This window comes from Nonomuraea sp. ZG12 (genome assembly GCF_052068115.1).
GTDB lineage: Bacteria > Actinomycetota > Actinomycetes > Streptosporangiales > Streptosporangiaceae > Nonomuraea.
Genome location: NZ_JBQHCW010000052.1, coordinates 1 through 21882, shown reverse-complemented (window position 1 = coordinate 21882; position 21882 = coordinate 1). Strand labels below are relative to the sequence as shown.

Genomic DNA, 21882 nt, shown 5'->3' with positions numbered 1-21882 from the left:
TGCACACCGCCATCGGTGACGTCCCGCCCGCCGAACACGAAGCCGTCTACTACGCTCAACACCAGCCCCAACCGGCGACTGGAGTCAACCAATAGAGTCTCCACCGATCCCGGCGCGGTTCATCTTCCATCTTTGCTGCTGTGCTGACTCTGATGTGATCTTGATGGTTCTAGGGTTCTGGATTTCTGGTCAGTGAGGTTTCCGCTTGGGTCTCGGTCAGGTCTGGTGGCGGGTGCCAACGGCTGCTGATCATGAACAGCAGCCGGCTCCCGCACGCGCTGTGCGGGGCCTGGTGGTGGAAGCTGAGCAGCGTCCGGGGCCGGTTCCGACGGTCCCGGACGTCCTACTTCTTCAGCATGCGCGACAGGTGTGCGTGGCGGTGTTCGACGTCGACGGCGCGGCCGCGCTCGCGTACGCGGTGGGCGAGGATCTCCACCAACCCGGCGGCGCTTTTCCGGACTAAGAGCTTGATCCTCCGCTGGAGGTTCGCCGAATCTGTGCAAGCTCGTAGGGTCAAGCCATGAGTGATCATGTTCGGCTGCTGTGCCTGCGCCATGCGGAGTCCGAGAACGTCATAGCCGGTGCCGCTGGCGCGCTTCCCCTCGCGAGTCTGACTGCAAAGGGACGTCTGCAGGCTGGTGAAGCGGCGAAGCGCCTGATCAACGAGGGAATAACGCGGATATATGCCAGCACTGCGGTTCGGGCTCGGCAAACTGCTGAGATCCTGGCGCGAACGCTCAGGGTTGATGTCGTGCCAATGCAGGATCTTGTCGAGGTTGGCGTTGGCCGTTCGGAAGGCGCCATTGATCCCGCGATTCGAGCACGCACGGCGGCCGTTCTCCGCTCGTGGATCGTGGATGGGGACCTTGGGGAAGCGGTGGTCGACGGAGAGGACGGGCATGCGGTCACCGCGCGGATCGTGGCTGCCCTCACCTCAATCGCTGCTGAGCATCCAGGCGAGACGGTCGCCGTTATAGGACATGTGGCGAGCCTCACCACCGGCCTCAGCGCTCTGTGTGGGTTGGGTCAACGGGTGTGGGGCGCACCGCTTCCTCATGCGGTCCCGTTCGTCGTTGAGTACGACGGACGCTCGTGGCAGTGCTCGTCGTGGCCGTTCTGAACAACAGGTAAGGCGCGTGCGAGCACTTCCAGCGGTGATCATGATGCGGCCGTCTTCAGGACGCGGGGCAGGTGGGCGTGGAGGTGTTCGATTTCGACCTCGCGACCGTAGGCGCGAACGCGTCTGGCGGTGAGTTCCACCAGGCCAGCAGCACGGTGTTTCCCGCCTGCGCAACCAAGAGCGATCACTTTCGGGCCTGCGGGCAAGAGCGCGTAGACGACGAGGTTGTCGATGAGCTCTGGAGCTCCGGGCGTGTTGAGGACGATGTCCTGCACGCGGGGATGCAGGCCGTCCAGGTCGAGGATCTCGGCGGGCCGCGGGATCGCGCAGGCGTTTACGGACGCCTTCGATCCGATCGGCTTCAGGCGGGATGGGTAGGCCGTCGGGCCCGATGGGCTGGTGCAAGTAGCCGAATGAGATCAGGCGTAGCGGTGTCATTGATCAAGTTCTCCTGTCGGTGGTGGTGTCGGTGAAGGTGGGCATGCCGAGGGCGACCAGGCGCGCGCGGCCGTCGGCGGGGATCCGGTTGAGGCTGGCGAGCTTGGTCTTGGCAGCTTCGAGGCTGTTTTGGAGTCCCTCGACTTCGCCGAGCCAGCCGTTGGTGCGGGCCTCGGTGATGCGGTCGCGCAGGTTCTGGATGATCTCGATGAGGCGGGGCCGTTGGCGGTGATCGACCTGTAGGGCGGGGCAGCGAATGTCCCGTTGACCGAACTAACAGAGCACTGCATCACGTTCGGGGCTGGTCTGTACTGGAGCGCCGTGGGTCAGGTTCGGTGTCACGAAGGACCTGATCGTCACTACGTGTGACCGGGCGATTCTGCTGTCATCGCGTGTCGTGGAGGTCGTCGACATACGGAGGCAGCGATGACGGATCCGAGCGTCGAGATTCGGGACGTCGCGGCGTTGAAGGTGGACCGAGTCGGCCGGGTGGTCGAGACGGGCGACCCGCTGCGACCCTTCACGTTGCTGGACGAGAACGGTGCCGAGGTCGCTGCGGTCACCGAATTCCTTCATCACATGCTGGCCGATGACGCCCGGCCCACCTCGCTCAGGTCGTACGCCTATGAATTGCTCAGCTGGTTCCGGTTCCTTCGGGCCATCAGCGTCCCGTGGAATATGGCGGGCAGGGCCGAAGCCCGGGACTTTGCGCTCTGGCTGAAGACCGTCCGCAAACCTGTCAGGCCTCGCCGACCTGACGCTCCAGCTCCCGGAGCTGTGAACCCGCTCACGGGGAAGGCGACACCTGGCCTGCAGTACGCCCCTCGAACTCGACGCCATGCCCGGGCGGTGATCCGCTCGTTCTATGAGTACCACCGCGAGATGCACGGTCGTCCGCTGGTCAACCCGTTCCCCGCAGGCGAGGGCGCCGAGGACGGCAGGCTCAACGCGCACCACAACCCGATGCAGCCGTTCCGGCAGCCGATCAGGCGGGCGGCCTACCAGCCGAAGGAGCCCAAGCCGGCTCCGAGAATCATCCCGGATCAGGCGTTCAGCGAGCTGTTCGCCGCTCTTACCTCGAACCGGGACCGTGCTCTCATCGCGTTCTACATCTCCACCGCAGCCCGGGCCTCGGAACTGCTTGGGATCGTGCAAGGGGTCGTCGCCCCGGAGGACCAGACGGTCGGAGTGATCCGCAAGGGCAGCCGGGTGTTGCAGCATCTGCCTGCCTCACCGGACGCCTTCGTCTGGCTGCTTCTCTACCAGCGCGAGATGCACGGCTTGATCCCGAAGGGCGCGTCCGAACCGGTGTGGTGGACGCTGCGCCGACCGTTCCGCCCGTTGACCTACGACGCGGCCAGGATGGTGTTCACCCGCGTCAACCAGCTGCTCGGAGCGAACTGGACCCTCCACGACCTGCGACACAGTGCGGCCAAGAGGATGATCCGCGATCCCAATCTGACGCTCGTCGATGTCCAGTGGGTACTCGGGCACGCCCACATCACCACCACGGAGATTTACACCAACCCCTCGCCAGACGAGGTGATCAGCCACGTCATCGCCCACCACGAGCGGCAACGGAGCTCCGCGGCGTTGCCCCCGGCACCGCCAGCGCCCGGCTACCGGCCCGAGGTTCTGGCCGCGCTGTTCGGAACGCCGCAGACCACCGGGGAGGCATGATGCCGCGGAAAATTCATGACGGTCCCGCGAAGGGAACCGCGCAGCAAACCTCGCCACCACCGCCGCCGGAATGGAGCGCGCGCACGTTGCCGGACACCTGGTGGCAGACACGGCAGGAACGCGAGGCCTTGACCGCGCGGCTGCTGAGCAGCTTCACCAACCCGGAGGCGGCCAGGCGCGACCTGGTGCGGCGACGCGGGCTGACCAAGCTGCTGGACTGGTTGGAACGCCAGCCCGGCGACACCTGGCAGGACCGATGGCTTGCCAGCGGAGCGGACGCCGCTGGCTTGGAATGGACCGACCTTGTGCTGAGCAGCGACACCGCCCGGTTCCGGCGCGACGAACTACTCGGCGGCATGACCCTACTGATCGTCGGGCAGGTGATCCGTCCGACCTACCGATGGCTTCTGCGGCAGCGCCTCGCGCTGATGCTGGCCGAGGCACGGCAGGCGCTCGATCCCGAGGGGTTCGCCCGGCTTGAGCAGCACGCACAGGACGCGATCGGGTGGGCCCGCTCGGACGCGATGAACAAGCTCACCTGGCTGGTGATCAACAAAAGTGGCAAGGTCGCTGACATCACCGTCGGCGACTGCGTCGAACTGACGGAGTCCTTGGAGGAGTACCACTTCCGAGGCAGCGCCGGGCGGCCGCTGTTCTACGCGCTGCTCAAAGAGACCGGGATCCTGCCCGCGGACGCCCCACCACGACTACGCGCTCTGCGGATCGAAGGACGACCCAGCATCGAGCAGATCGTCAACAAGTACGGCATCGAATGCCGGCCCATCCGGAACCTGATCATCGAATACCTGACCGAGCGGGCACCCGACCTGGACCACACCTCGCTCCGCTCGATCGCCCGCAACCTCTGCCGGCTGTTCTGGCGTGACCTGGAACTCCACCACCCCGGCATCGACTCGCTGCACCTGGCGCCCGAAGTCGCACGGGCTTGGAAGGATCGGCTGGCCTTCATCCGCGACGCCGACGGCAACCCGGTCCGGCCGCGCGTTAACTTCCGCAGCGAACTGGTCTTCGTCAAAGCCTTCTACGAGGACATCGCCCGCTGGGCCGTCGACGACCCCGCCCGCTGGGCGAGATGGGCGATACCCTGCCCGATCAAGGCCAGCGAGTGCGCGACCAAGAAGTCCAGGTCCGGGGTCAAGTCACGGATGGACCAGCGGACCCGCACTCAGCTCCCGCTCCTGCCCGCTCTGCTGCGCGCTGTTGAACAGCGCCGCAAGGCCGCCGAACACCTGATCAGCACCGCCAGGAGCACGCCCGAAGGTGAGGTCTTCACGGTTGACGGCCGTGAGTTCCGGCGGTGCCGGCAAGGCCCGTCCGGCCGCATCTACGTCCTCGAGCTCGGCACCGGCAAGAAACGCAACCTCACTCACGAAGAGGAGGCCGCGTTCTGGTCCTGGGCGACCGTCGAGGTTCTGCGCGCGACCGGAATCAGGATTGAGGAGATGCTCGAGCTCACCCACCACAGTTTCGTCGCCTACGCCCTGCCGAGCACCGGCGAGGTCGTCCCCATGCTTCAGATCGCCCCTTCCAAGACCGACACCGAACGGCTCCTGCTCGTCTCGCCCGAACTCGCCGAGGTCCTCACCGCGATCATCTTCCGAGTCCGACGCGGGCAGCCCGCCCTGCCCTTGGTTCCCGCCTACGACGTGTTCGAGCAGACCTGGAGCGCGCCGATGCCGTTTCTGTTCCAACGCCGCTACGGCTCCGAAGACCGCGCCCTGACCCGCAGCTACATCCGTGAATGCCTGGTCGCAACCTCAGCAGCCGCACACCTCACCATCGCCGGTGAACCCCTCGAATGGCGACCTCACGACTTCCGGAGAATCTTCGTCACCGACGCCCTGCGCTCCGGACTCCCACCCCACATCGCCGCCAAAATCTGCGGACACGCCCTGCTCGACACCACGATGGGCTACGCCGCGATCTACCCCGAAGACGTGATCACTCACCATCGAACGTTCATCGCCCGCCGCCGCGCCGAGCGGCCCAGCGAGGAATACCGCGACCTCACCCCAGGCGAATGGGAAGAGTTCCTCGCCCATTTCGAGCTGAGAAAGGTCGCGCTCGGAGTATGCGGCCGCGATTTCGGAACCCCTTGCGCGCATGAAAACGCCTGCGTCAGATGCCCCCTCCTTCGCGTTGACCCAGCTCAGAAGCCCCGACTCGAAGAGATCCACGCCAACCTCATCGACCGTCTCGCCGAGGCCAAAGAACAAGGCTGGCTCGGAGAAGTCGCCGCCATCGAGACCACCCTCGCCGCCGCCGACCAGAAGCTCCAGACCATGCGAGAGGCAGCCGCTCGCACGACAACCGTCAGCCTCGGCATGCCCGACATCCGCCGGTCCGTCGGCCGCTCGACCGCAAGCAGCACGTGACACGCCGCACTTCTCCCACCTCGTCGGTTGCACCATCGCCGCTGACAGCCCGTGACCACGGTCGGCGACAGAGCCGTAATCACGAATTCAGAACTCGTGAACCACTCTTAAGATCACCAAAGAACAGCCCCCTACAGGAAGAGCTCACTCATGCGCACCATCTACGCCGTCACCCACCCGGAGGCGACGCACCACGTCGAGGGGGTCGTCGGCGGCTGGCATGATTCGCAGCTGACGCCGGCCGGCCTCAGCGCGGCGGCCTCCATTGCCCAGGCGCTGCGGGCCCAGATCCCGGACGGCGCCGATGTGGAGCTATTCTCCTCAGATCTGCAGCGCACCCGGCAAACGGCCGAGAAGGTTGGCGAGCTGTTCGGCGTGACACCGATCCTGGACCGCAGACTGCGGGAGAAATCCTACGGAGAGGCGGAGGGAAGGCCACAGGAGTGGCTGGACCAGCGATTCGTCCCGCCGCCGACTGCCGGGGAGCGGTTGGAACACGACGAGGGCGTGGAGGGCGCCGAGACCAAGGCAGCGTTGGTGCAGCGCATCTACGCGGCCATGGACGAGATCTTGCAGCGCCCCTGCGAACACCAGATCATCGTGACGCACGGTGGCTCCCTGACAGTTGTCGTGGCGTCCTGGATCAAGATGCCGATCAAGGCGGTCGGCCACGCCTATTTCCGGGCGCCATCCGGCAGCATCACCACGCTGCACGAAGACGACTTCTACTACAACCGCCAGGTCGTCAATCTCGGTGACACCCGCCATCTCGACTCCGCCGAAGCCGGCTGACCTCTACTGGCAGGCTTCGACGGCTAACGAGGTGACGTGCCACCGCTGAGCAGACCCCGTCCCATGATGCTGCGCCAACCCACAAGAGCCGGAACGCCCGCGACACGCCGAGCGGCAGGCCATCAAAGACTCTCGCGGTCACGTTCAGTCACCTAACAGGTTCTCGATGACCTTGAACCTCCTTCAAGATCAGTTCGGTTAAGCAGGCGTGTTCGTGCTGGTAGGGAGTTCCGTAGGGACGGCCGCAACTGCCCAGGGAGACCTTGCGCAGCTCGAAGTGTTGCTGGAAGTCCCGCCACTCCTGGTCGGTCGGTTCCCGGTATTCCTCAATCGGGCGGTCCGCGCGCCGGCGATCGAGGAAGGTCCGGCCCCGGCCCGGTCATGGCCGGTCCTTGCGCGAGGAGCGACAGGTGGCCAGTTCGTCTCCTTCGAGCGTGGCCAGGCGGGCGCGGGCGCCGGCCAGCAGGTCGGCGTGCTCGGTGTCGTCGGGACGCTCGGCGGCGATGGCCTCGTACAGCTCGACCTTGCGGCGGGCCAGGCCCAGCTCGGCGTCGCGCCGCTCATGCTCGGTCACTCCGGCGTTCTTGTACATGCCGACGCCCATGAGCAGGTTGGCGGCCTCGATGATGAGCCCGGCCCGCTCGGTGTCGGTCATGGCCGGGTAGCCGGGCGGCAGCGGCACGGGCTCGGCGTCCTGCCGTGGCCCGGGAGGGAATTGGATTCCGGGGTCGGGCGGGTACAGGAAGCGGTTGAGGTGGGTCAGGGCGGCGTCCGGGTCGGCGAGCTCGCCGAGCTGGTCGTAGGCGCGTTCGGGGGCCAGCCAGGCCATCAGTGCCGCACGGCGGAAGACGGTCTCGGCGGCGCCGTAGCGTTCGTGCGCGGCCTGCTTGCTGATCTCGCCGAGGTTCTCGCCGATGGTCTCCCAGGAGGTGCCGGCAAGACGTTCGGCGATGACGGCGGCTCGCAGGATGCCGCGGGCCTGTTCGGCCTGCCGCCAGGCGTAGTTGACCAGATCGCCGGGCTCGTCGTCGTGGTGTTCGCCGTTGGCGGCCAGGGCGCGGTAGCGGTCGGAGGCGTCGGCGGCCTCGGTGGTGACAGCCAGGCGGGCCAGTGCCGTCCGGGAGAAGGTGCGGGATCGGAACTCACTCATGCGTCAAGCATGTCCTGACAGATACATGTCGTCAAGGAAACCTTGACATCTGCTCTCGGTCGGCGCACGGTGGCCACAACCCGACCGGGAGGAGAGCCCGATGCCGCTGTTGCCGAGCGAGTACACCCGCAATGATCTGCGCCAGATCATCCGTGGCGAGAGCGCGACCGCTGCCCGGCGCTCCGAGGACGGCCACGACGGGGCGGCCCAGCAGCACCAGGACAACGCTGATGAGGCCCGGCAGATGATCAGCGCCCGCCACTAGGTGTGACTCGGACAAAGTTCGGGCCGCTGCCGGAGTAGCTCACCAACGAGAATCGGGACCCGCCCTGTTCCCTGCGGGGGAGACAGGGCGGTTTGCTCCGCCAACAAGCCGTCCGGGAACACCCGATGACTGACAGCTACTTTGCGTCTGGTGACGGCGACCCGAGCGGAGGGCCTCTGACGTGGGCCGGTCCCGGCCCGTTCGCCGCCGAGCGCCGGTCACGGCCACGGCGAACCTGAGCGCGGTAGACGAGACAGGCTGACCTTCAGACACAGGAAGACACCTTTTTTGCCCGCTTTGGGGCGCCGACATCATATGCGCGGGGATTCCCTGGGTTCAGTGCGTGTGGCGGAAGCCAGGTCCTTTCAACCATGTGGGCCTGTTCCCCCGGGGCTGGCACGGACCAGAGGCGACCGTCGATCGTGTTGCGAAGAACGAACAAGGCTAACGCCCCTCGCGTTTTGAACCAGTCGGGCTTGTCGATCGAGAAGCTTGCCTCGGTGCACGCGGGGACCGTAAAGGTCAAGAGTTCCCACACGCTCTCGTCCTTTGGTGTGTCTCGCGGGATCAGCTTGCCCTCCACGACCACGGGCACGGTGTTGCTGTTCTGCATCGTGATGGTGTCGGCGGGGCTGACCTGCGCATCCCACGATGAAGTCGTTACACGATTGGCGAGCTGCTGCGCCGCCAGCGCCGCTTGTTGTTCGCTGATCTCTAGTGCGTTCAGGGCTATGAAGAGCGCCGGCACCGCTGCAACACCCGCCAGGATGGTGCCGACCGCAGTCCACACTTGAAGCGCCCGCCCTTCTCGCGGATGTGCTTGCTTCGCTCTCCGCATCCGCGCTCGTTCGGCGACACGGATGGTGGCCTTCGCGGCCGACCGCGGGTGCCGGGGACTGATACGCACGCGCGCGGGCTGTTGAGGTGTCGAGGGCTCGGCGAGACGCTGGAGTAAGCGGGCGAAGCGTTGGCGGATGCGCGGCATGCATTAATCGTGCCCCCGCGTCAGCATCAACAGCCGCTACGGGTGTCGGTACAGAAATTGCCGACGTCGGGTCAGGCCGGTTTGTCGCGCTCGCGCAGCAGCGCCAGGACCTCGCCGGCGCGGGCGTCGGCGGCCTCGGCACGGGCGGCCGCCGCCCGCTGCATGGCCGCCTGGGTCGCGGACTGCGCGGCTGCCAGCTGGCCGCGCGTCTCCTCCAGCTGGCGGGTCTGGTCGAGGGCGCTGCGGGCGGCGTTGTACGCCTCGCCCGTGGCGGCTTGACGGGCCCTGATGTCCTTCTTGCGGGCGCTGTTCTTGACCATGGTCGGGTCCTTCCGGGCCAGGGTGTCCACGTCACCCCGCCAGGAGTCGTCACGACCAGGTCAGCGGAGCGTTCGTCATCTCGCTAGTTGATCTTTAGGTCATGATCGACGGCTAATAGCGCTCCCATAGCTCTCATGAGGCCAGACGATCATCGGTCGGTACCCATGGGGGCGAGCGACGCCTCTCGAATGGGGGCGGATGTGCGAGCCCGTCCAGGGGTCGTGCGGGACCCCCGGAACAGGAGGGTTTGGACCGCTCGGGGAAGAGGGAAGATCGCTCCGATACCCCCGCAAGAACGAGGGGAAATCATCACGACCACCGGCGACACGGCGCGGGATCGGTCACAGCGCGACCAGCTGGCCGAAGGTTCAGTACGGAACCTACGCTCGTGATCTATTTACACCGCGTCCGGGAAGCGACCGGCGGCGTGCTGGCCATCTTCGTAGGCGGCATACCGGCTATATACCGCCGATACCTAGCCTGAGGCTCATGACCCATCCCAGTCGACCGACTGGGCGCCTCAGAAAGGGGAAACAAGTTGCTAGGACGTAAGATCGGCGGCACCTTGGCAGGGGGACTCATCGCAGCGGCTGCGCTCATGGGCGGAACCACCCCCGCCGTGGCATCTGCCGAGGTCGCATCGGGAATCAATGTCACAGCCGCTTGCGGCATTTCCGTCTCGAAGTGGTACACGGAAAATAACAGCCGCTACGTTGAGGTGAAGAACACCTGCACGACGTCCAAGACCTTCTGCGTGGAAATCAACAACTGGCCCGACAAGGGGCCCTACACGATCTCCGGCGCGGACCTCTACAAGTCGTTTCGATACGCCGGCGCCGGGGCCCCTCGCGGCCGAGGAATCTACCTGGCATCGGACTGTGGTCCCGTATAAGGGGCGCCGATGAGAATCGAGCCGCCCAACCCAAAGCGACGGTGCGTAACCGGGAGCTTCCGGGCGGCTTGACAGCTGGCGGATCGCCTTTAACTAGGGGTCCCAGTAGTAACCGCGCCGCAAAACAACGGAAATGCTGGTCAGAGCTTCGGCGAAGGGTCTTCCAGGGCGAACCCTGGTGGGCACCTGACCTGGCGGATCTGTCAGGCCTGAGTTCTGCGCGGCGGCGGCATGCTGACCACGAGGGTCAGGGCGTCTTCGTCGCGGTGTGACGTCGGTGGATGCGTTCTTTGGCGTCGGCCACCTCGCTCCGGTACCGCTCGCGCATGGCCGGGGTCTGGTCGGCCAGGAACGCCTCGCCCATCGCGGTGTTGCGGCGGAAGGCCTCGGCCATCGCCACCACGATCGCGTCGCTGTGGGGGTCGTTGCCGGCTTCCTGGCTGGCACTGTCGTTGTCGCGGGCGGGTGTGTCCTGGCCTGGTTCGTCGTCTTCCAGGGCCCGGTACAGCGTGGAGCGGCCGACGCCGAGTTCGCGGGCGATCTGCGTGACGGACTGGCCGCGCGCCTGGCGGGCCCGGGCAGCGGCCAGCACGTCCTCGGTCACCGCGGCCGGGCGGCCGCCGACGCGGCCGACGGCGCGGGCGGCGTCCAGGCCCTCGTTGGTGCGCTCGCTGATGAGGTCGCGCTCCATCTCAGCCGCCATGGCCGCGACCATGAACAGCATCTTGTCGGCGATGGTCTGCCCGTTGGGGCGGTGGCTGCCGGCGCAGATGCCGGTCAGGATCTGCAGGTTGATGCCGCGCGGCGCGAGCTCGTCCTCCAGGAAGACCAGCAGCTCCTTCATGCTGCGGGCGACCCGGTCGGGTTTGGTGACTACCAGGGTGTCGCCGGCCTTCAGCGACGCCACGGTGGCCTGCAGCTTGGGACGGTCCTTGCGGCGGGTGGAAATGGTCTCTTCGACGATCTCGCGGCAGTCGGCGCCGTTCAGCAGCTGCAGCTGCAGCTGCGCGGCGTGGTCCTGGGCGCGGGTGGAGACGCGGGCGTAGCCGACGCGGATCGCGTTGTTCGGCGCGGTGGGTACGGCGGGCGAAGCGTTCACTCCTCCAGCGTCCCGAAAAGGGTCCCAAAACTCAAGGTCTATGGGGAATGTTTCGGGACGGGTTTCGGGACGATCCCCGGGAATCGCGCGATCGTCTGAACTGGGGATCTGCGGAGACGGCTCCGGCATCGCGGAACCGTCCCTTAAAGACCGTTTCCGGGACGGGCTTTCTTGCGAGCGGGCGCGGTCTTCGTGGCCGCCTTCGTGGCGGTCTTCGCGGGCGTCTCGGTGGCGGCCTGGTCGGCGGCCGCCGCCTTCGCCGCCAGGGCGGCTTGCTTGGCCCACAGCTTGGCGAGCCTGGCCAGGCCGGCGTTGACCTCGTCGCGGTCCCACTTGGCCGGGTCCCATTTCGTGGTGCCGAAGATGTGCTTGGCCACCTGGTACTTCCAGCCCTTGCGGTGCCGCAGGGCCCGCATGTGTTCTTCGTAGCCTTCCGGCCCGCCGCTGTCTTCGGGCGGGCAGGCGCGGCCGCCGGCACTGCAGCGCGGGTAGACGGCCTTCGCCGCCGGCCGGTGGACCTTCTCCACCACCAGGTCGTGATCCCACATGTCGCCCATGTCGTAGCGGTAGCCGAGCCAGTCCCCGACCTGGGGGATCAGGGCTGCCAGCGTCACCTTCGTCTTGTCGCGGGCATTGTCGCCGTACTCGGCATCACCTTTGCCGAACAGGTGAAGGTGGTGCTGCTGCCAGCCCATCGCGACCTGGATGACCTCGTGCAGCTGGTCCAGGGTCGCCGTCGACGGCAGATGGACGCGCCGCCACACCGGCGGGTGAACCTCGCGCAGAGTGACCTTGATCTGGTGAACGGTGCCCATGGCGGTCACCGTATCGGGCTTCGGGGATCAATCAGGACGTGGTTAGCGATAAGCCCCTGATGATCAGGTCGCGGCCGTGATGCGGGTGGCGTAGACCCGGTGGGCCTTGCGCTCGGCGGAGCTGGCGGATTCGGTGGCGAGGGCGGCGGCCTGCTGCAGCGCGGTGCGGTGGAGTTCGAGCGGCGCGGTGATCCGGAGGGAGTGGCCCTGGCCGCGGCGGATGGTCCGGCCGGAGGAGAGCGCGGTGCGGACGGTCTCGTCGCCGCCCGCGAGCAGGTGGTCGGCGAGCAGACCGGGAAGGTCGAGGGTGATCACCGGGTCCGGCTCCGGCAGCTGCTCGGCGGCCGGGTCCGGGAGGACGTCGAGCTGCACGGGGAGTTCGCGGGCTCCGGCGGAGTCCAGGACCCGGCGGATCGTCTTCGGGTCGACCTGGTGCTGCCGGGCGAGGGCCTTGACGGCGGCGCCTTCGCCGAACGCCTCGACCACCTTCGCTGCCTGGTCCTGGTTGAGCGCGGCGGGGCGGCCGAGCGTCTTGCCGGAGGCTTCGGCGGCGGCAACGCCTTCGCGGGTGCTCTCCGAGATCATGTCGCGCTGGAACTCCAGCACGGCGGCGAGCACGTTCACCATCATTTTGGTGCCGGGATCGTCGGAGGCGAGGTCGATGCCGGACAGCAGTCCGGATTCGACCCGCAGGTGCAGGCCGCGGCGGATCAGCACCGGCCGCAGGGCGAGGATGTCGGCCACCGAGCGGAAGAGTCGGGCGGCGTCGGCGATGCGGATGGTGTCGCCGACGGCGGCCTCGTTCAGCAGCCGGGTGAAGCCGGCGCGGTCGAGCGAGAGCTGCCGGGTGGAGGTGGCGGGGTCCTCGTAGGCGAGGGCGCCGGCGGCCAGCAGCGGGGCTAGGGCGTGGCGCTGGCGGGCGTCGGTCTGCTTGTCGGTGGAGTGCCGCAGGTAGAGCCGGTCGGCCATGTGCTCTTCGCCTTCCCCGGGTGGGCCGGGCGGGGCCCGGCGGTGTCCGCGGACCACCCTAGTGGGGGCGGAATGGGGAGGCGGAACAGTGGACCGGATTCGATTGGATCGGCGGCCGGTTCCGGCAGGTCGGCGGGCCAAGCCGATTGGATCTGCGACTGGGGGCGGAATCGACCGTTTCCGCCTCCCCTTTGGATTGAAACACCTCCCCCACCTTCGTTGTGTCGACCCAACGGATACCCGGCGGGTGAGACGCCGCGCTGCGTCGACACAACGAAAGGCCACCGGGCGGGAACCCGGCAGCCTTCGGAGTGGTCGGGATGGTCAGCACGCCGCTGCGGCGGCCTTGCCCGTGGCCGCCCACCGAGCTGGGCTCTGATTTCTGCGAGGCTGTGCGACCTCGCCAGTCTCACGGCCCGGCTCCTTCCCAATGAGTCACGTCAAAGGCCGCTGTTGCGTAATCGTAATACGAGCCAAACTCGTTATTAGTCACAGAAAGATTGAAGCCCCGCGAAACATTACGAGGGACGGTGCGGCTCGGAGACAGTTCCTCATCGTCGAGGTCGTCGTTGTTGCAGCTCGCCCCTTCGTAAAGTTGCAGCCATGGCCGGGCGGAAACCACTTCGGTGCCAAGCAGCCGCAGCGTGATGCTTAGCTGGCCCCTGGTTTCACCACCTGCGCACGTCCAGACAAACACATGCGCTGTACGACCGTTGTGTGTAAGGATGCGGTTTGCCTTGATTCTCAGAGTGCTGCTCGTACTGCTCCCGAAGAGTCCACCGTGGTCGTGCACGTGTAGGGTTCCTCTGACCCAGACAGTGTGAGTGGGGACTGCCGCAGCGGGCTGCGTCATACCCGCGAACGGGATGGGAGTCAGCAGAACCGCAGCCGCCGTGAGATATGCGAATTTCATCTTTGAACCTCGCTGACGCGACCACTGCTTACCGTGGACAGCAGCAGGTGTGTGCACTATTACTGGCGAGCGGAGTGGCTCCCGCATTTGGGGCCTCGCTTCAAGCCTCTTATCTATGCTCCCACTACTGCCATCTCGCTGCAAGAGGACACCAGCGCTGCGATCGGCCGGTACCAGCCCGTCGCCATCCCCCGGTTGGGCAGCGCCGAGGACCGTGCCGAGGCATACCGCCGACTACGGTCCAGGACCGTACCACCCGAACAAGTCCGTGGCCGTGCGCCGCTCTGCGCTGCTGCAGGGAATGCGTTCCCGCATGGCGGTGCCGATCTTCTCCGCGCCGCCACGCGGGCGGGTCACACGTCCGTGGCGGGGCCGGGGTGGGCGCGCTCGACGTGGGGTCGCGCATCTCGGTCAGGGCCTCGTACCAGTCGTCGAAGCTGCCGCTGGCCTCGACTTCGTGCTGCAGCACGTCGTTCTCCGCGATGGCGTAGCCGGAGGACACTGTGCAACCGGGCTGGACAATGGGCTTCCCCTATCCCTCGTCGTCTTCGTGGTTCCCGGCGTCGGCCGGGTCGCGCAGCGGCCGCAGGCCGCCGCCGGCCGGGCCGGAGTGCCGGAAGCTGTAGCGGCCCAGCACATTCAAGTTGGCGTGCTTGAGCGGGGAGAGCCGGGCGAGGTCCTCGTCCAGGACGTCGTGCTCGCGCTGGTCGGCGGGCAGGGAGCGCAGCTGCTCGACGGCGGCGTCCAGGTAGCGGGTGGTCCACAGCACCGCGGCGTTGAGGACCAGGCCGAGCGCGCCGAGCTGGTCCTCCTGGCCGTCGCGGTACGCCTGCATGATCTGGCCGCGCTTGCCGTGGCAGATGTCGCGGGCGAGCTTGTGGCGGGACTCCTGGACGGTGAGCTGGCGGTTCATCTGGCGCCGGTAGGTGTCGTCCACCGGGTCGACCACCCGCAGCAGGTGCAGCGTCTTGGCGATCCGCCCGTACTCCATGAACGCCTGCCCGAGCGGGGTCGGGCGGCCTTCGCGGCCGAACATCCGCAGCAGGTCGTAGGCGCGGACCTGGCCGGTCACCAGGGAGCCGGCCACCCGCAGCATGTCCGGCCAGTGCGTGGCCACCTTGCCCAGGTTGACCTTGTTGCGGGCCAGCGGCTCCAGCGGCCCGTACCCGCCGGTAACCACTCCAGGCAGCTCCGCGCGCCAGAACCGCTGGTCGGCCAGGTCCCGGAACCGCGGAGAGAAGTTGTAGCCGAGCATCGAGAACAGCCCGAACACCATGTCGGAGTACGAGGCGTTATCGGTCGCCACCATCTCCGGCCGCACCCCGCCGTCCAGGTTCAGCAGGGTGTCCAGGATGAACAGCGAGTCGCGCGGGGTGCCCGGCACCACCATCTGCCCGATCCCGGCAACCTGGTCATTTACGGCATTTAGCCATGTAATACCCCTTTTGAAGTGGTAGTACTTTGGCGAGGCGCCCGCGCTGATCGTCCGCTTCGGCACCACGAACCGCAGTCCGTCGACCGAGGCCAGCAGGCCCTCGCCCCAGTGCGCGACGATCGGCACCCGCCTCTGGGCCCGGATCAGCTCCGCGTTCGCGGCGGCCAGCGTGTCGGCGCGCAGGTAGTACTGGTCGACGTGCACCAGCCGGGCCCGGGTCAGGGCCTCCTCGTCGGCGTCGATCACCGGGGTGTAGCCGATGTTGCACGCCTCGGCGACCAGCAGCGCCACCAGCGAGGTCTTCAGGTTCTCCATCCGGGTGCGGCCGTCCCCCAGGTGCACGAAGGCGTCCAGGAACCCGGTCCAGGAGTCGACCTCGAACAGCAGGTCCGGCAGGTCGATCTTCGGGAGCATCGCCGCGGTGGTCCGCCTCAGCCACCGCAGCGACTTCGGCTCGCCGAGCGCCCCGAGCCGGTCGACGTTGAGCTTCAGCCGGCCGCCGGGCTGGACCTCGAAGGAGAGCTTCGCGTCCTGCCCGGCCTCCTCCAACCGCTCGGCCATCAGCTGCCAGGCCGCGTCCAGCGCCCGCACCCGTCCGGCCAGGTGCTCGGCCACCGGCTCCTCAAGGCTCAGCCCGTGCAGCACGTCCGCCTGGACCGCCTCCCACTGCGCGCCGTCCAGCAGGCGCGCCCGCGGATCGGCCCAGCGGTTGGACGGGGAGGCGAACACGTCCCGGCGCCCGAGCGCCTTGTGCAGCTGTTCCAGCACGCACACCGCGTAGGCGTCCCGGTCCACCGCCCCCGGCGGCAGGTCGGGGTTGGAGAACACCGCCTTTTTCCAGGCCGGCGGCACCAGCTTCTGGTCGATCTCCCGGGGCAGCAGCGGCTTGGCCTTCACCTTGCGCCGCGCCAGCGCCGGGAGGCGCTTCACGGCCTCCAGCACCCGCTTGCCGCCGGAGGCCGCCCCGAGCGCGCTCGACTCGCCGAGCAGCGACAGGAACGGGCGCACCGTGCTGTAGCGGCCGGCCAGCTGGCGGCGCATCTCCGCCTCGGACTCGTCGTCGCCCGGCGGCAGCAGCTCGTCCAGCAGCCGCACCGCCGCCTCGACCTCGGCGCGCGGCCCGACCTCGGTCTCCAGTGCCAGGAAGAGCGCCGCCGCGTCCAGGTCGGCGCCAGCCTCGGCGACCAGGTCCAGCTGCTCGGACCACAGCCGGTACACCGCCTGCACCGTGCGCGACGCCTTCGCCAGCCGGGGCCGGAACGCCAGCCACTCCTTGTCCGTGGCCCGCTTCGCCACGTTCAGCAGCTTCACCTGCATCAGCAGCGCGAACACGTCCAGCGCGTCGTCGATCGCCGACGCCTCCAAGTGCCGCACCACCGAGGTCAGCAGCGCGGTGCGCCGCGGCTCCCGGGCTCGTTCCAGGATCGGCGCCTTCGAGCCCAGCCCGACCCGGGCCAGCGTCGCCAGCCGGTTCGGCGGCACCTTGTCCAACTTCACCCGGCCCAGATGGAAGGCGGAGATCTCGTCCACCCGCTCCAGCGCCTTCGCCATGCTCGTGCCGGTCGTTCGTGTCGGCGGCCGGCGCAGCCGCTCCAGCTCCGAGATCCGCTTGCCCTCCGGCACCTGCAGCAGCGCCACCAGGTCCGCGGGCAGCGAGCGGTCCGCCCGCCGGGCGGCGTTGGCCACCGTGGCGTGCAGCCGCCGCTCCGCGACCGTGCGGACCTCCGCGACCTGCCGCACCAGCGCCGACACCCCGGGCAGCAGCACCCGGTTGCGCCGCAGCCACCCCACCGCCTGGTTGAACAGCGCCACCGGCCCCTCGGCGTGCGTCCAGGCCCGCCCGTGCAGGAAGGTGCGGAACCGCCTGCCCCACGCCGCGTCCTCGAACTGGTGGTAGCCGTAGGCGTCCCGGATCTCCCAGGCGTGCTCGTACGCCGTCATCTGCCGTTCGGTGTACCGCTTCACCACCGAGGGGTCCTCCACGCCCAGGTGCTCGGCCACGTACGCGACCACCGACCACGGCATGTCCAGCAGGTCCTCCAGGAAGAGCCCCAGGTACCGGACCGTGCACATCTGCAGCGCGAAGCCCAGACGGTTGTGATCACCCCGCCGTTTCCCGATCAGCCGCCGGTCCACGTCATCGAGGTAGAAGAACCTCTCCATCTCCGGGCGCGTCGGCTCTTCAACGAACCGTCCGTACGCCCCGGCCTGCTCATCCGTCAGGAACTCCATCGGCACGGGGCGGACGGTATCCGCCAGCCGATCACCTCATGCGATCTTCGGCCGAAGTCGAGCGGTCCGGAGGATCACTGTGCTAGTGAGCAAGATCGTTCCTTACCGCTAACCACGTCCTGATTGATCCCCGAGGCCGGTATCGGCGTGATCATCACGGAATCGGCTGATGCACGCATTCCGGCCCGGCACGCGGTTCGCCGCCACCAGGGGCGAAGCAGCTCTCCGTGACGCCGCCGAAAGGCTGCCGCGCCCGACACCGGAAATCTCTGTTCGCCGCAGTAGACATTTGTTGCTGCTGGGGCTAGTGTTTCTCACATCGCAAGGACGGATCGACCGGGCAGCGGAAGTATTGGCACCACGATGAACTGCCTGGAGCTAGATGAAGTGCACGTTGATGGCAGAAGGTCGGACGTGAAGGGCCAGCGCAACGGTTAGGGCCCAGATCGTGGACGCGCTGCCTGCAGGTGAAGTAGGGCAGTAGGTCCGGAAGATAGAGATGAAGGGAGTGTTGAACGCCATCGGGATCGCCCGTTGCCGGCTGAAGTTTCGCCGCTCGGGTACCGCAGTTCCACAGATAGGAAGGTGGTCTGAGGTCACGTATCCGCGATCCCCGCATCACCGCCGGACAGTACGGCGGATGTGGACGACGGTAAGCCGGCCGGATGGCCGGTAGATGGTGTTGAACTCTTTCGGGGCCCTGGCGCGACACGCGCCGGGGCCCCTTGTGCGCGTCAGGGAAAGGAATGTATGGGTCAACGTCGCTCGGCTGCCGGTGGAGACACGATCGCTCACGGCAGGATCGTGCACACGGCCGGATCCACGCCCGGATTCAGGGCCGAAGACCGGTTCGAGGATCGGTTCGACGATGAGGACTACCCCGCCTTCAGCATGGGCGCGGCCGCCGACATGCTCGGTGTCACCCCGACGTTCCTGCGGGCTCTGGGCGCCGCCGGACTGATCGAGCCGCTACGCTCCGGCGGCGGGCACCGCCGCTACTCCCGCTACCAGCTGCGCCTGGCCGCCCGGGCCCGGGAACTGGTCGACCAGGGCACGCCCGTGGAAGCCGCCTGCCGGATCATCATCTTGGAAGACCAGCTCGCCGAGGCGCTGCGCATCAACGACGCCCGCGACCGCCCGGCCGGACCCTAGCACCAGCAGTGTGACAAGACCCGGCGGCGTGAAGCCGACCGGGTCCTGGTGTGCACGTTGGCGACATTGACCGCGCTTGTTGTCACCGGCCTCGCATCTGCTGAAGGGTTCGTGAGGGCCCATGGCATGGGCCGTCCTGTCCGCCCCTCTCGGCCCGGGGGCCTATGACGAGTCGGCCTCCTCTTGCGGCCCTCCACTCGGGTCGGCGTCACCAGCCGCAAAGTAGCGAGAAAGACCAGGTCAAAGCCTCCCAACAGAACCCTTGGTCAGGATGCGAAGCCATAGCGGTCCGCAGTCGCCTGGGATACCGATCTTCTCGCGAGGCCGATGAACAGCCACGATGCGGTCCGGGCTCTCCGTCGGATGATGGGAGTCGATCACTCACAGCTACTTTGCCCCTGGTGACGCCGACCCGAGTGGAGGGCCTTGAAATCCCAGAGTTCGAGCGAACCGAAGGGTCTTCACGATGAACCCAAGGGTCTGCATGTTCAATGGGCCGGTTCTGACCCTTGGGTTCGCCGGAACCGGCGGGGTTTTGTTTCCTTGCGGGCGGTTGCCAGGAGCGCTATGGACTAACCGGATGCGTTGGAGCGGTCGAGGAACCCGCGCAGTCCGGTCCGTACGCCATCGGTGGGTACGGTGGCGGCGAAGGAGGCCGCCTCGACCGCGAGCCCCTCGTCGATCGGCAGGTTGATGCCCCGGGTGACCGAGCGCAGGCAGGCCGCTACAGCCGTCGGCGCGTGCCGGACGATCCGGGCGGCCAGGTTCCGGGCGGCGTCGAGGAGCGCGTCGGCGGGTACGACGGCGTTGACGAGGCCGATCTCGGCGGCCCTGGCGGCCGGGATCGGGTCGCCGGTCAGAATCATCTCCAAAGCGCGCCTGCGACCGACGTGGCGCGGCAGCCGCTGGGAACCGCCGAACGGCGGAGGGAAACCGAGGGCGATCTCGGGCTTGGCGAACGTCGCGTGCTCGGCCGCGATCGCGAGGGGGGGCTGCCTCGATGATCTCGCAGCCGCCGCCGAAGGCGAGGCCGTTGACCGCGACGATCACAGGCTTGGGGAACTCCTCGATCCGCCGGGTCAGCCCTTGGCCGCGCCGGACGATCTCGCGCAGGGCGCACTCGGTCCCGCCCGCGATGCTCCCGGCGAGAGACGGGATGTCCGCGCCCGCGCTGAACGCCCTGCGGCCGGCGCCGGTCAAGATGACCGCGCGGACGGAATCGTCGGGGTCGATGTGGTCGAGCGCGGCGAGCAGCGCGTCGATCGTCGGGTAGTCGAGGGCGTTGAGTTTCCGTTCCCGATCGATGGTGATCGTGACGAGGTGGTCGTCCTGGTCGATGTGGACGGTCATGCCGGGCTCCGTTCGCTGGGCGTGGAACACCGAGGCTAGGAGCCGTAATCTAGGACAATCCACTTATTGTCCTAGATACAGGGTTCGGCATGCGGCCACCGTCCTACAAAGCCATCGTCGACGAGCTCGCCGCGGCGATCCGCTCCGGCATGGTGCCAGCGGGCACCCGGCTCCCGACGCACCGCGATCTGGCTCGCGAGCGGCGGATCGCGCTGGCCACGGCCACCCGGGTCTACGCCGAGCTCGCCGCCATGGGCCTGGTCGCGGGCGAACCGGGACGCGGGACGTTCGTCCGGGTCCTGTCCGGCTACGACGGGCTGGAGCCCTCGCGTGCCCTGCCGGTGCCGCGGGTGGCCGACCTGTCGTTCAATCAGCCGCTGGCCCAGGGGCAGGCCGACCAACTGCGCCTGGCCCTGCGGACCCTCTCGACATCGGGCGAGGTCGAGTCGCTGCTCCACCAGCACCCGCCGGGCGGGCGCCGGCACGACCGGGCGGTCGTGGCCACCTACCTGCTGGGCCGCGGGATCGACACCGCGCCGGCGAACGTCCTGCTGGCGAGCGGGAGCCAACAGGCGCTCGACACCGTGCTGCGCGCGCTCACCCGGCCCGGCGACGTCCTGGCCGTCGACGCGCTCACCTATCCCGGCATCACGCTTCTCGCCTCGGCGCACGGTCTCGACCTCGCACCGGTCCCCGTGACGGCAGCAAGCCCGGACCTCGACGCGCTCGACCAGCTGTGCCGTACGCGGCCCGTCCGCGCGATCTATGCGATCCCCACCGTGCACAACCCGCTCGGCTGGGTGCTCGACCGGGACCAGCGCGCCCGCCTCGTCGCCATAGCCCGCGCCTGCGACTGCGTGATCGTCGAGGACGGCACGTACGCGTTCCTGGAGGCCGCACCGCCCCCTCCATTGCAGGTCCTCGCCCCCGAACGCACCTGCTACGTCGCCGGCCTGTCGAAGAACGTGGCGGCCGGCCTGCGGTTCGGCTTCGCGGTGGTGCCCGACCGGCACGTCGGGGCCGTCACCAGAAGTATGCGCGTGGCTGCCTGGGGCGCGCCGGGACTCATCACCGCCCTGGCCACCGGCTGGATCGCCGACGGCACGGTCGCGCAGTTGGAGAAAGCTCGCCGCGAGGACGCCACCGCCCGCCAGGACATCGCCCGAGCCGCGCTCGCCGGCATGGACGTCACGGCGCACCTGACGTCATACCTGGTGTGGCTCGGCTTGGAGCCACACCAGCGTCCCGACCACGTCGCGGCCGTGCTCGCGGAGGAAGGAATCCTTGTATCCACCGCCGATGCGTTCGCCACCGGCACTTACCGTCCCCGTGCGCTCCGGCTGGCACTCGGCACGCCGCCACTAGGCGAGCTCGGGTCGGCGTTGCACCGCCTGCGGGACGCGATCGAGGCCATCCCGCCGTGACGTGCCGACAAGCTGCCAGCTCCGGCGCTCTACCGCCGTGCTGCACCCGGGCGCCCGCGTGCCCGGTCGCAGTCTCAGCTGCTGCGATCAGATCCATCCCACCCAGATACAGCTGCGGACATGGGGCGGGGCGACGTCCGCCCAGTCCGGCAGATACCGTCCGGCGGCCTGCCCGGACTACGCCCCTCACCTGCTCCAGGCGCATCGCATGGGAGCTGACCGTCCCGTCCGATAACCCGGCGGCCCCGAGGGCCAGGACGAACCCGGCCAGCACGTCGCTCTCGAAGGCCGCCAACTCGTCCGCGGTCACCGGCGCACGCGCCACCCGTGGATCCCGCACCTGCGGGTGTCGATTATTCATCCGTCCAGGTCAAGCTGCATGCTTGTACTCCCTGAGGACGCCGCAGAGTCGATCATGTCGGCGGATATCAAGGCGGGTGATCTCGGCTGGAAT

18 protein-coding genes and 1 pseudogene are annotated in these 21882 nt (G+C 67.9%); 8 read left to right on the top strand and 11 right to left on the bottom strand.

The window, feature by feature from the left end; translation table 11 throughout:
* The first annotated feature begins 520 nt into the window (after positions 1-520).
* Positions 521-1120: a histidine phosphatase family protein gene (locus ACTMTF_RS48590; protein WP_441116900.1), complete on the top strand. Its 600-nt coding sequence runs from the start codon at positions 521-523 to the stop codon at positions 1118-1120.
* A gap of 38 nt (positions 1121-1158) precedes the next feature.
* On the opposite strand, the gene ACTMTF_RS48585 is transcribed toward ACTMTF_RS48590, so the two are convergent.
* Positions 1159-1416, bottom strand: coding sequence for a RapZ C-terminal domain-containing protein (locus ACTMTF_RS48585; RefSeq protein ID WP_441116902.1), 258 nt, complete (start codon positions 1414-1416; stop codon positions 1159-1161).
* A gap of 568 nt (positions 1417-1984) precedes the next feature.
* On the opposite strand from ACTMTF_RS48585, the gene ACTMTF_RS48580 reads away from it, so the two are divergent.
* The 3 genes from ACTMTF_RS48580 to ACTMTF_RS48570 all read left to right on the top strand — a co-directional run bounded on the left by ACTMTF_RS48580 (position 1985) and on the right by ACTMTF_RS48570 (position 6426).
* The gene (locus ACTMTF_RS48580) at positions 1985-3238 is read left to right on the top strand and encodes a tyrosine-type recombinase/integrase (protein ID WP_441116899.1); all 1254 of its coding nucleotides are present in this window, start codon (positions 1985-1987) and stop codon (positions 3236-3238) included.
* An 86-nt stretch (positions 3239-3324) separates the two neighbouring features.
* Positions 3325-5634, top strand: coding sequence for a tyrosine-type recombinase/integrase (locus ACTMTF_RS48575; RefSeq protein ID WP_441116898.1), 2310 nt, complete (start codon positions 3325-3327; stop codon positions 5632-5634).
* A gap of 150 nt (positions 5635-5784) precedes the next feature.
* Complete coding sequence (locus tag ACTMTF_RS48570) at positions 5785-6426, top strand: histidine phosphatase family protein (RefSeq protein WP_441116897.1); 642 nt, start codon at positions 5785-5787, stop codon at positions 6424-6426.
* Between the two features lie 379 nt (positions 6427-6805).
* Here the strand turns inward: ACTMTF_RS48570 and ACTMTF_RS48565 are convergent, their stop codons facing one another.
* Positions 6806-7576 carry a hypothetical protein gene (locus tag ACTMTF_RS48565; protein ID WP_441116896.1) on the bottom strand — a complete coding sequence of 257 codons (771 nt, stop codon included), beginning with the start codon at positions 7574-7576 and terminating at the stop codon, positions 6806-6808.
* Between the two features lie 100 nt (positions 7577-7676).
* Between ACTMTF_RS48565 and ACTMTF_RS48560 the strand changes: the two genes are divergently transcribed.
* Entirely contained in the window at positions 7677-7841 is a 165-nt protein-coding gene (locus ACTMTF_RS48560) for a hypothetical protein (protein ID WP_441116895.1), read from the top strand.
* A 265-nt stretch (positions 7842-8106) separates the two neighbouring features.
* On the opposite strand, the gene ACTMTF_RS48555 is transcribed toward ACTMTF_RS48560, so the two are convergent.
* Together ACTMTF_RS48555 and ACTMTF_RS48550 are read right to left on the bottom strand one after the other, a co-directional pair.
* A complete protein-coding gene (locus tag ACTMTF_RS48555; RefSeq protein ID WP_441116894.1) occupies positions 8107-8826 on the bottom strand; it encodes a hypothetical protein in 720 nt (239 codons plus the stop codon).
* 71 nt (positions 8827-8897) lie between these two features.
* A complete protein-coding gene (locus tag ACTMTF_RS48550) occupies positions 8898-9146 on the bottom strand; it encodes a hypothetical protein (RefSeq protein WP_441116893.1) in 249 nt (82 codons plus the stop codon).
* Between the two features lie 599 nt (positions 9147-9745).
* Here ACTMTF_RS48550 and ACTMTF_RS48545 point away from each other — a divergent pair.
* Positions 9746-10039 (top strand): hypothetical protein, encoded by a 294-nt coding sequence (locus ACTMTF_RS48545; RefSeq protein ID WP_441116892.1) that lies wholly within the window; start codon positions 9746-9748, stop codon positions 10037-10039.
* 247 nt (positions 10040-10286) lie between these two features.
* On the opposite strand, the gene ACTMTF_RS48540 is transcribed toward ACTMTF_RS48545, so the two are convergent.
* From ACTMTF_RS48540 to ACTMTF_RS48520, 5 genes are all read right to left on the bottom strand, one after another.
* Positions 10287-11138, bottom strand: coding sequence for a recombinase family protein (locus ACTMTF_RS48540; protein WP_441116891.1), 852 nt, complete (start codon positions 11136-11138; stop codon positions 10287-10289).
* Between the two features lie 143 nt (positions 11139-11281).
* The gene (locus tag ACTMTF_RS48535; protein ID WP_441116890.1) at positions 11282-11953 is read right to left on the bottom strand and encodes a plasmid pRiA4b ORF-3 family protein; all 672 of its coding nucleotides are present in this window, start codon (positions 11951-11953) and stop codon (positions 11282-11284) included.
* Positions 11954-12016: 63 nt separating this feature from the next.
* Positions 12017-12922 (bottom strand): recombinase family protein, encoded by a 906-nt coding sequence (locus ACTMTF_RS48530; RefSeq protein ID WP_441116889.1) that lies wholly within the window; start codon positions 12920-12922, stop codon positions 12017-12019.
* 409 nt (positions 12923-13331) lie between these two features.
* Positions 13332-13715 (bottom strand): hypothetical protein, encoded by a 384-nt coding sequence (locus ACTMTF_RS48525; RefSeq protein WP_441116888.1) that lies wholly within the window; start codon positions 13713-13715, stop codon positions 13332-13334.
* A 652-nt stretch (positions 13716-14367) separates the two neighbouring features.
* The gene (locus tag ACTMTF_RS48520) at positions 14368-17508 is read right to left on the bottom strand and encodes a Tn3 family transposase (RefSeq protein ID WP_441116887.1); all 3141 of its coding nucleotides are present in this window, start codon (positions 17506-17508) and stop codon (positions 14368-14370) included.
* A gap of 744 nt (positions 17509-18252) precedes the next feature.
* Here ACTMTF_RS48520 and ACTMTF_RS48515 point away from each other — a divergent pair.
* On the top strand, positions 18253-18654 hold the full coding sequence (locus tag ACTMTF_RS48515) for a helix-turn-helix domain-containing protein (protein ID WP_441116886.1): 402 nt from the start codon (positions 18253-18255) through the stop codon (positions 18652-18654).
* A gap of 572 nt (positions 18655-19226) precedes the next feature.
* On the opposite strand, the gene ACTMTF_RS48510 is transcribed toward ACTMTF_RS48515, so the two are convergent.
* Entirely contained in the window at positions 19227-19598 is a 372-nt protein-coding gene (locus tag ACTMTF_RS48510; RefSeq protein WP_441116901.1) for an enoyl-CoA hydratase-related protein, read from the bottom strand.
* Positions 19599-19713: 115 nt separating this feature from the next.
* Positions 19714-20004: pseudogene (locus ACTMTF_RS48505) on the bottom strand (enoyl-CoA hydratase/isomerase family protein); the annotation flags it as partial.
* 89 nt (positions 20005-20093) lie between these two features.
* On the opposite strand from ACTMTF_RS48505, the gene ACTMTF_RS48500 reads away from it, so the two are divergent.
* Positions 20094-21428 (top strand): PLP-dependent aminotransferase family protein, encoded by a 1335-nt coding sequence (locus ACTMTF_RS48500; RefSeq protein WP_441116885.1) that lies wholly within the window; start codon positions 20094-20096, stop codon positions 21426-21428.
* The last annotated feature ends 454 nt before the right edge of the window (positions 21429-21882 follow it).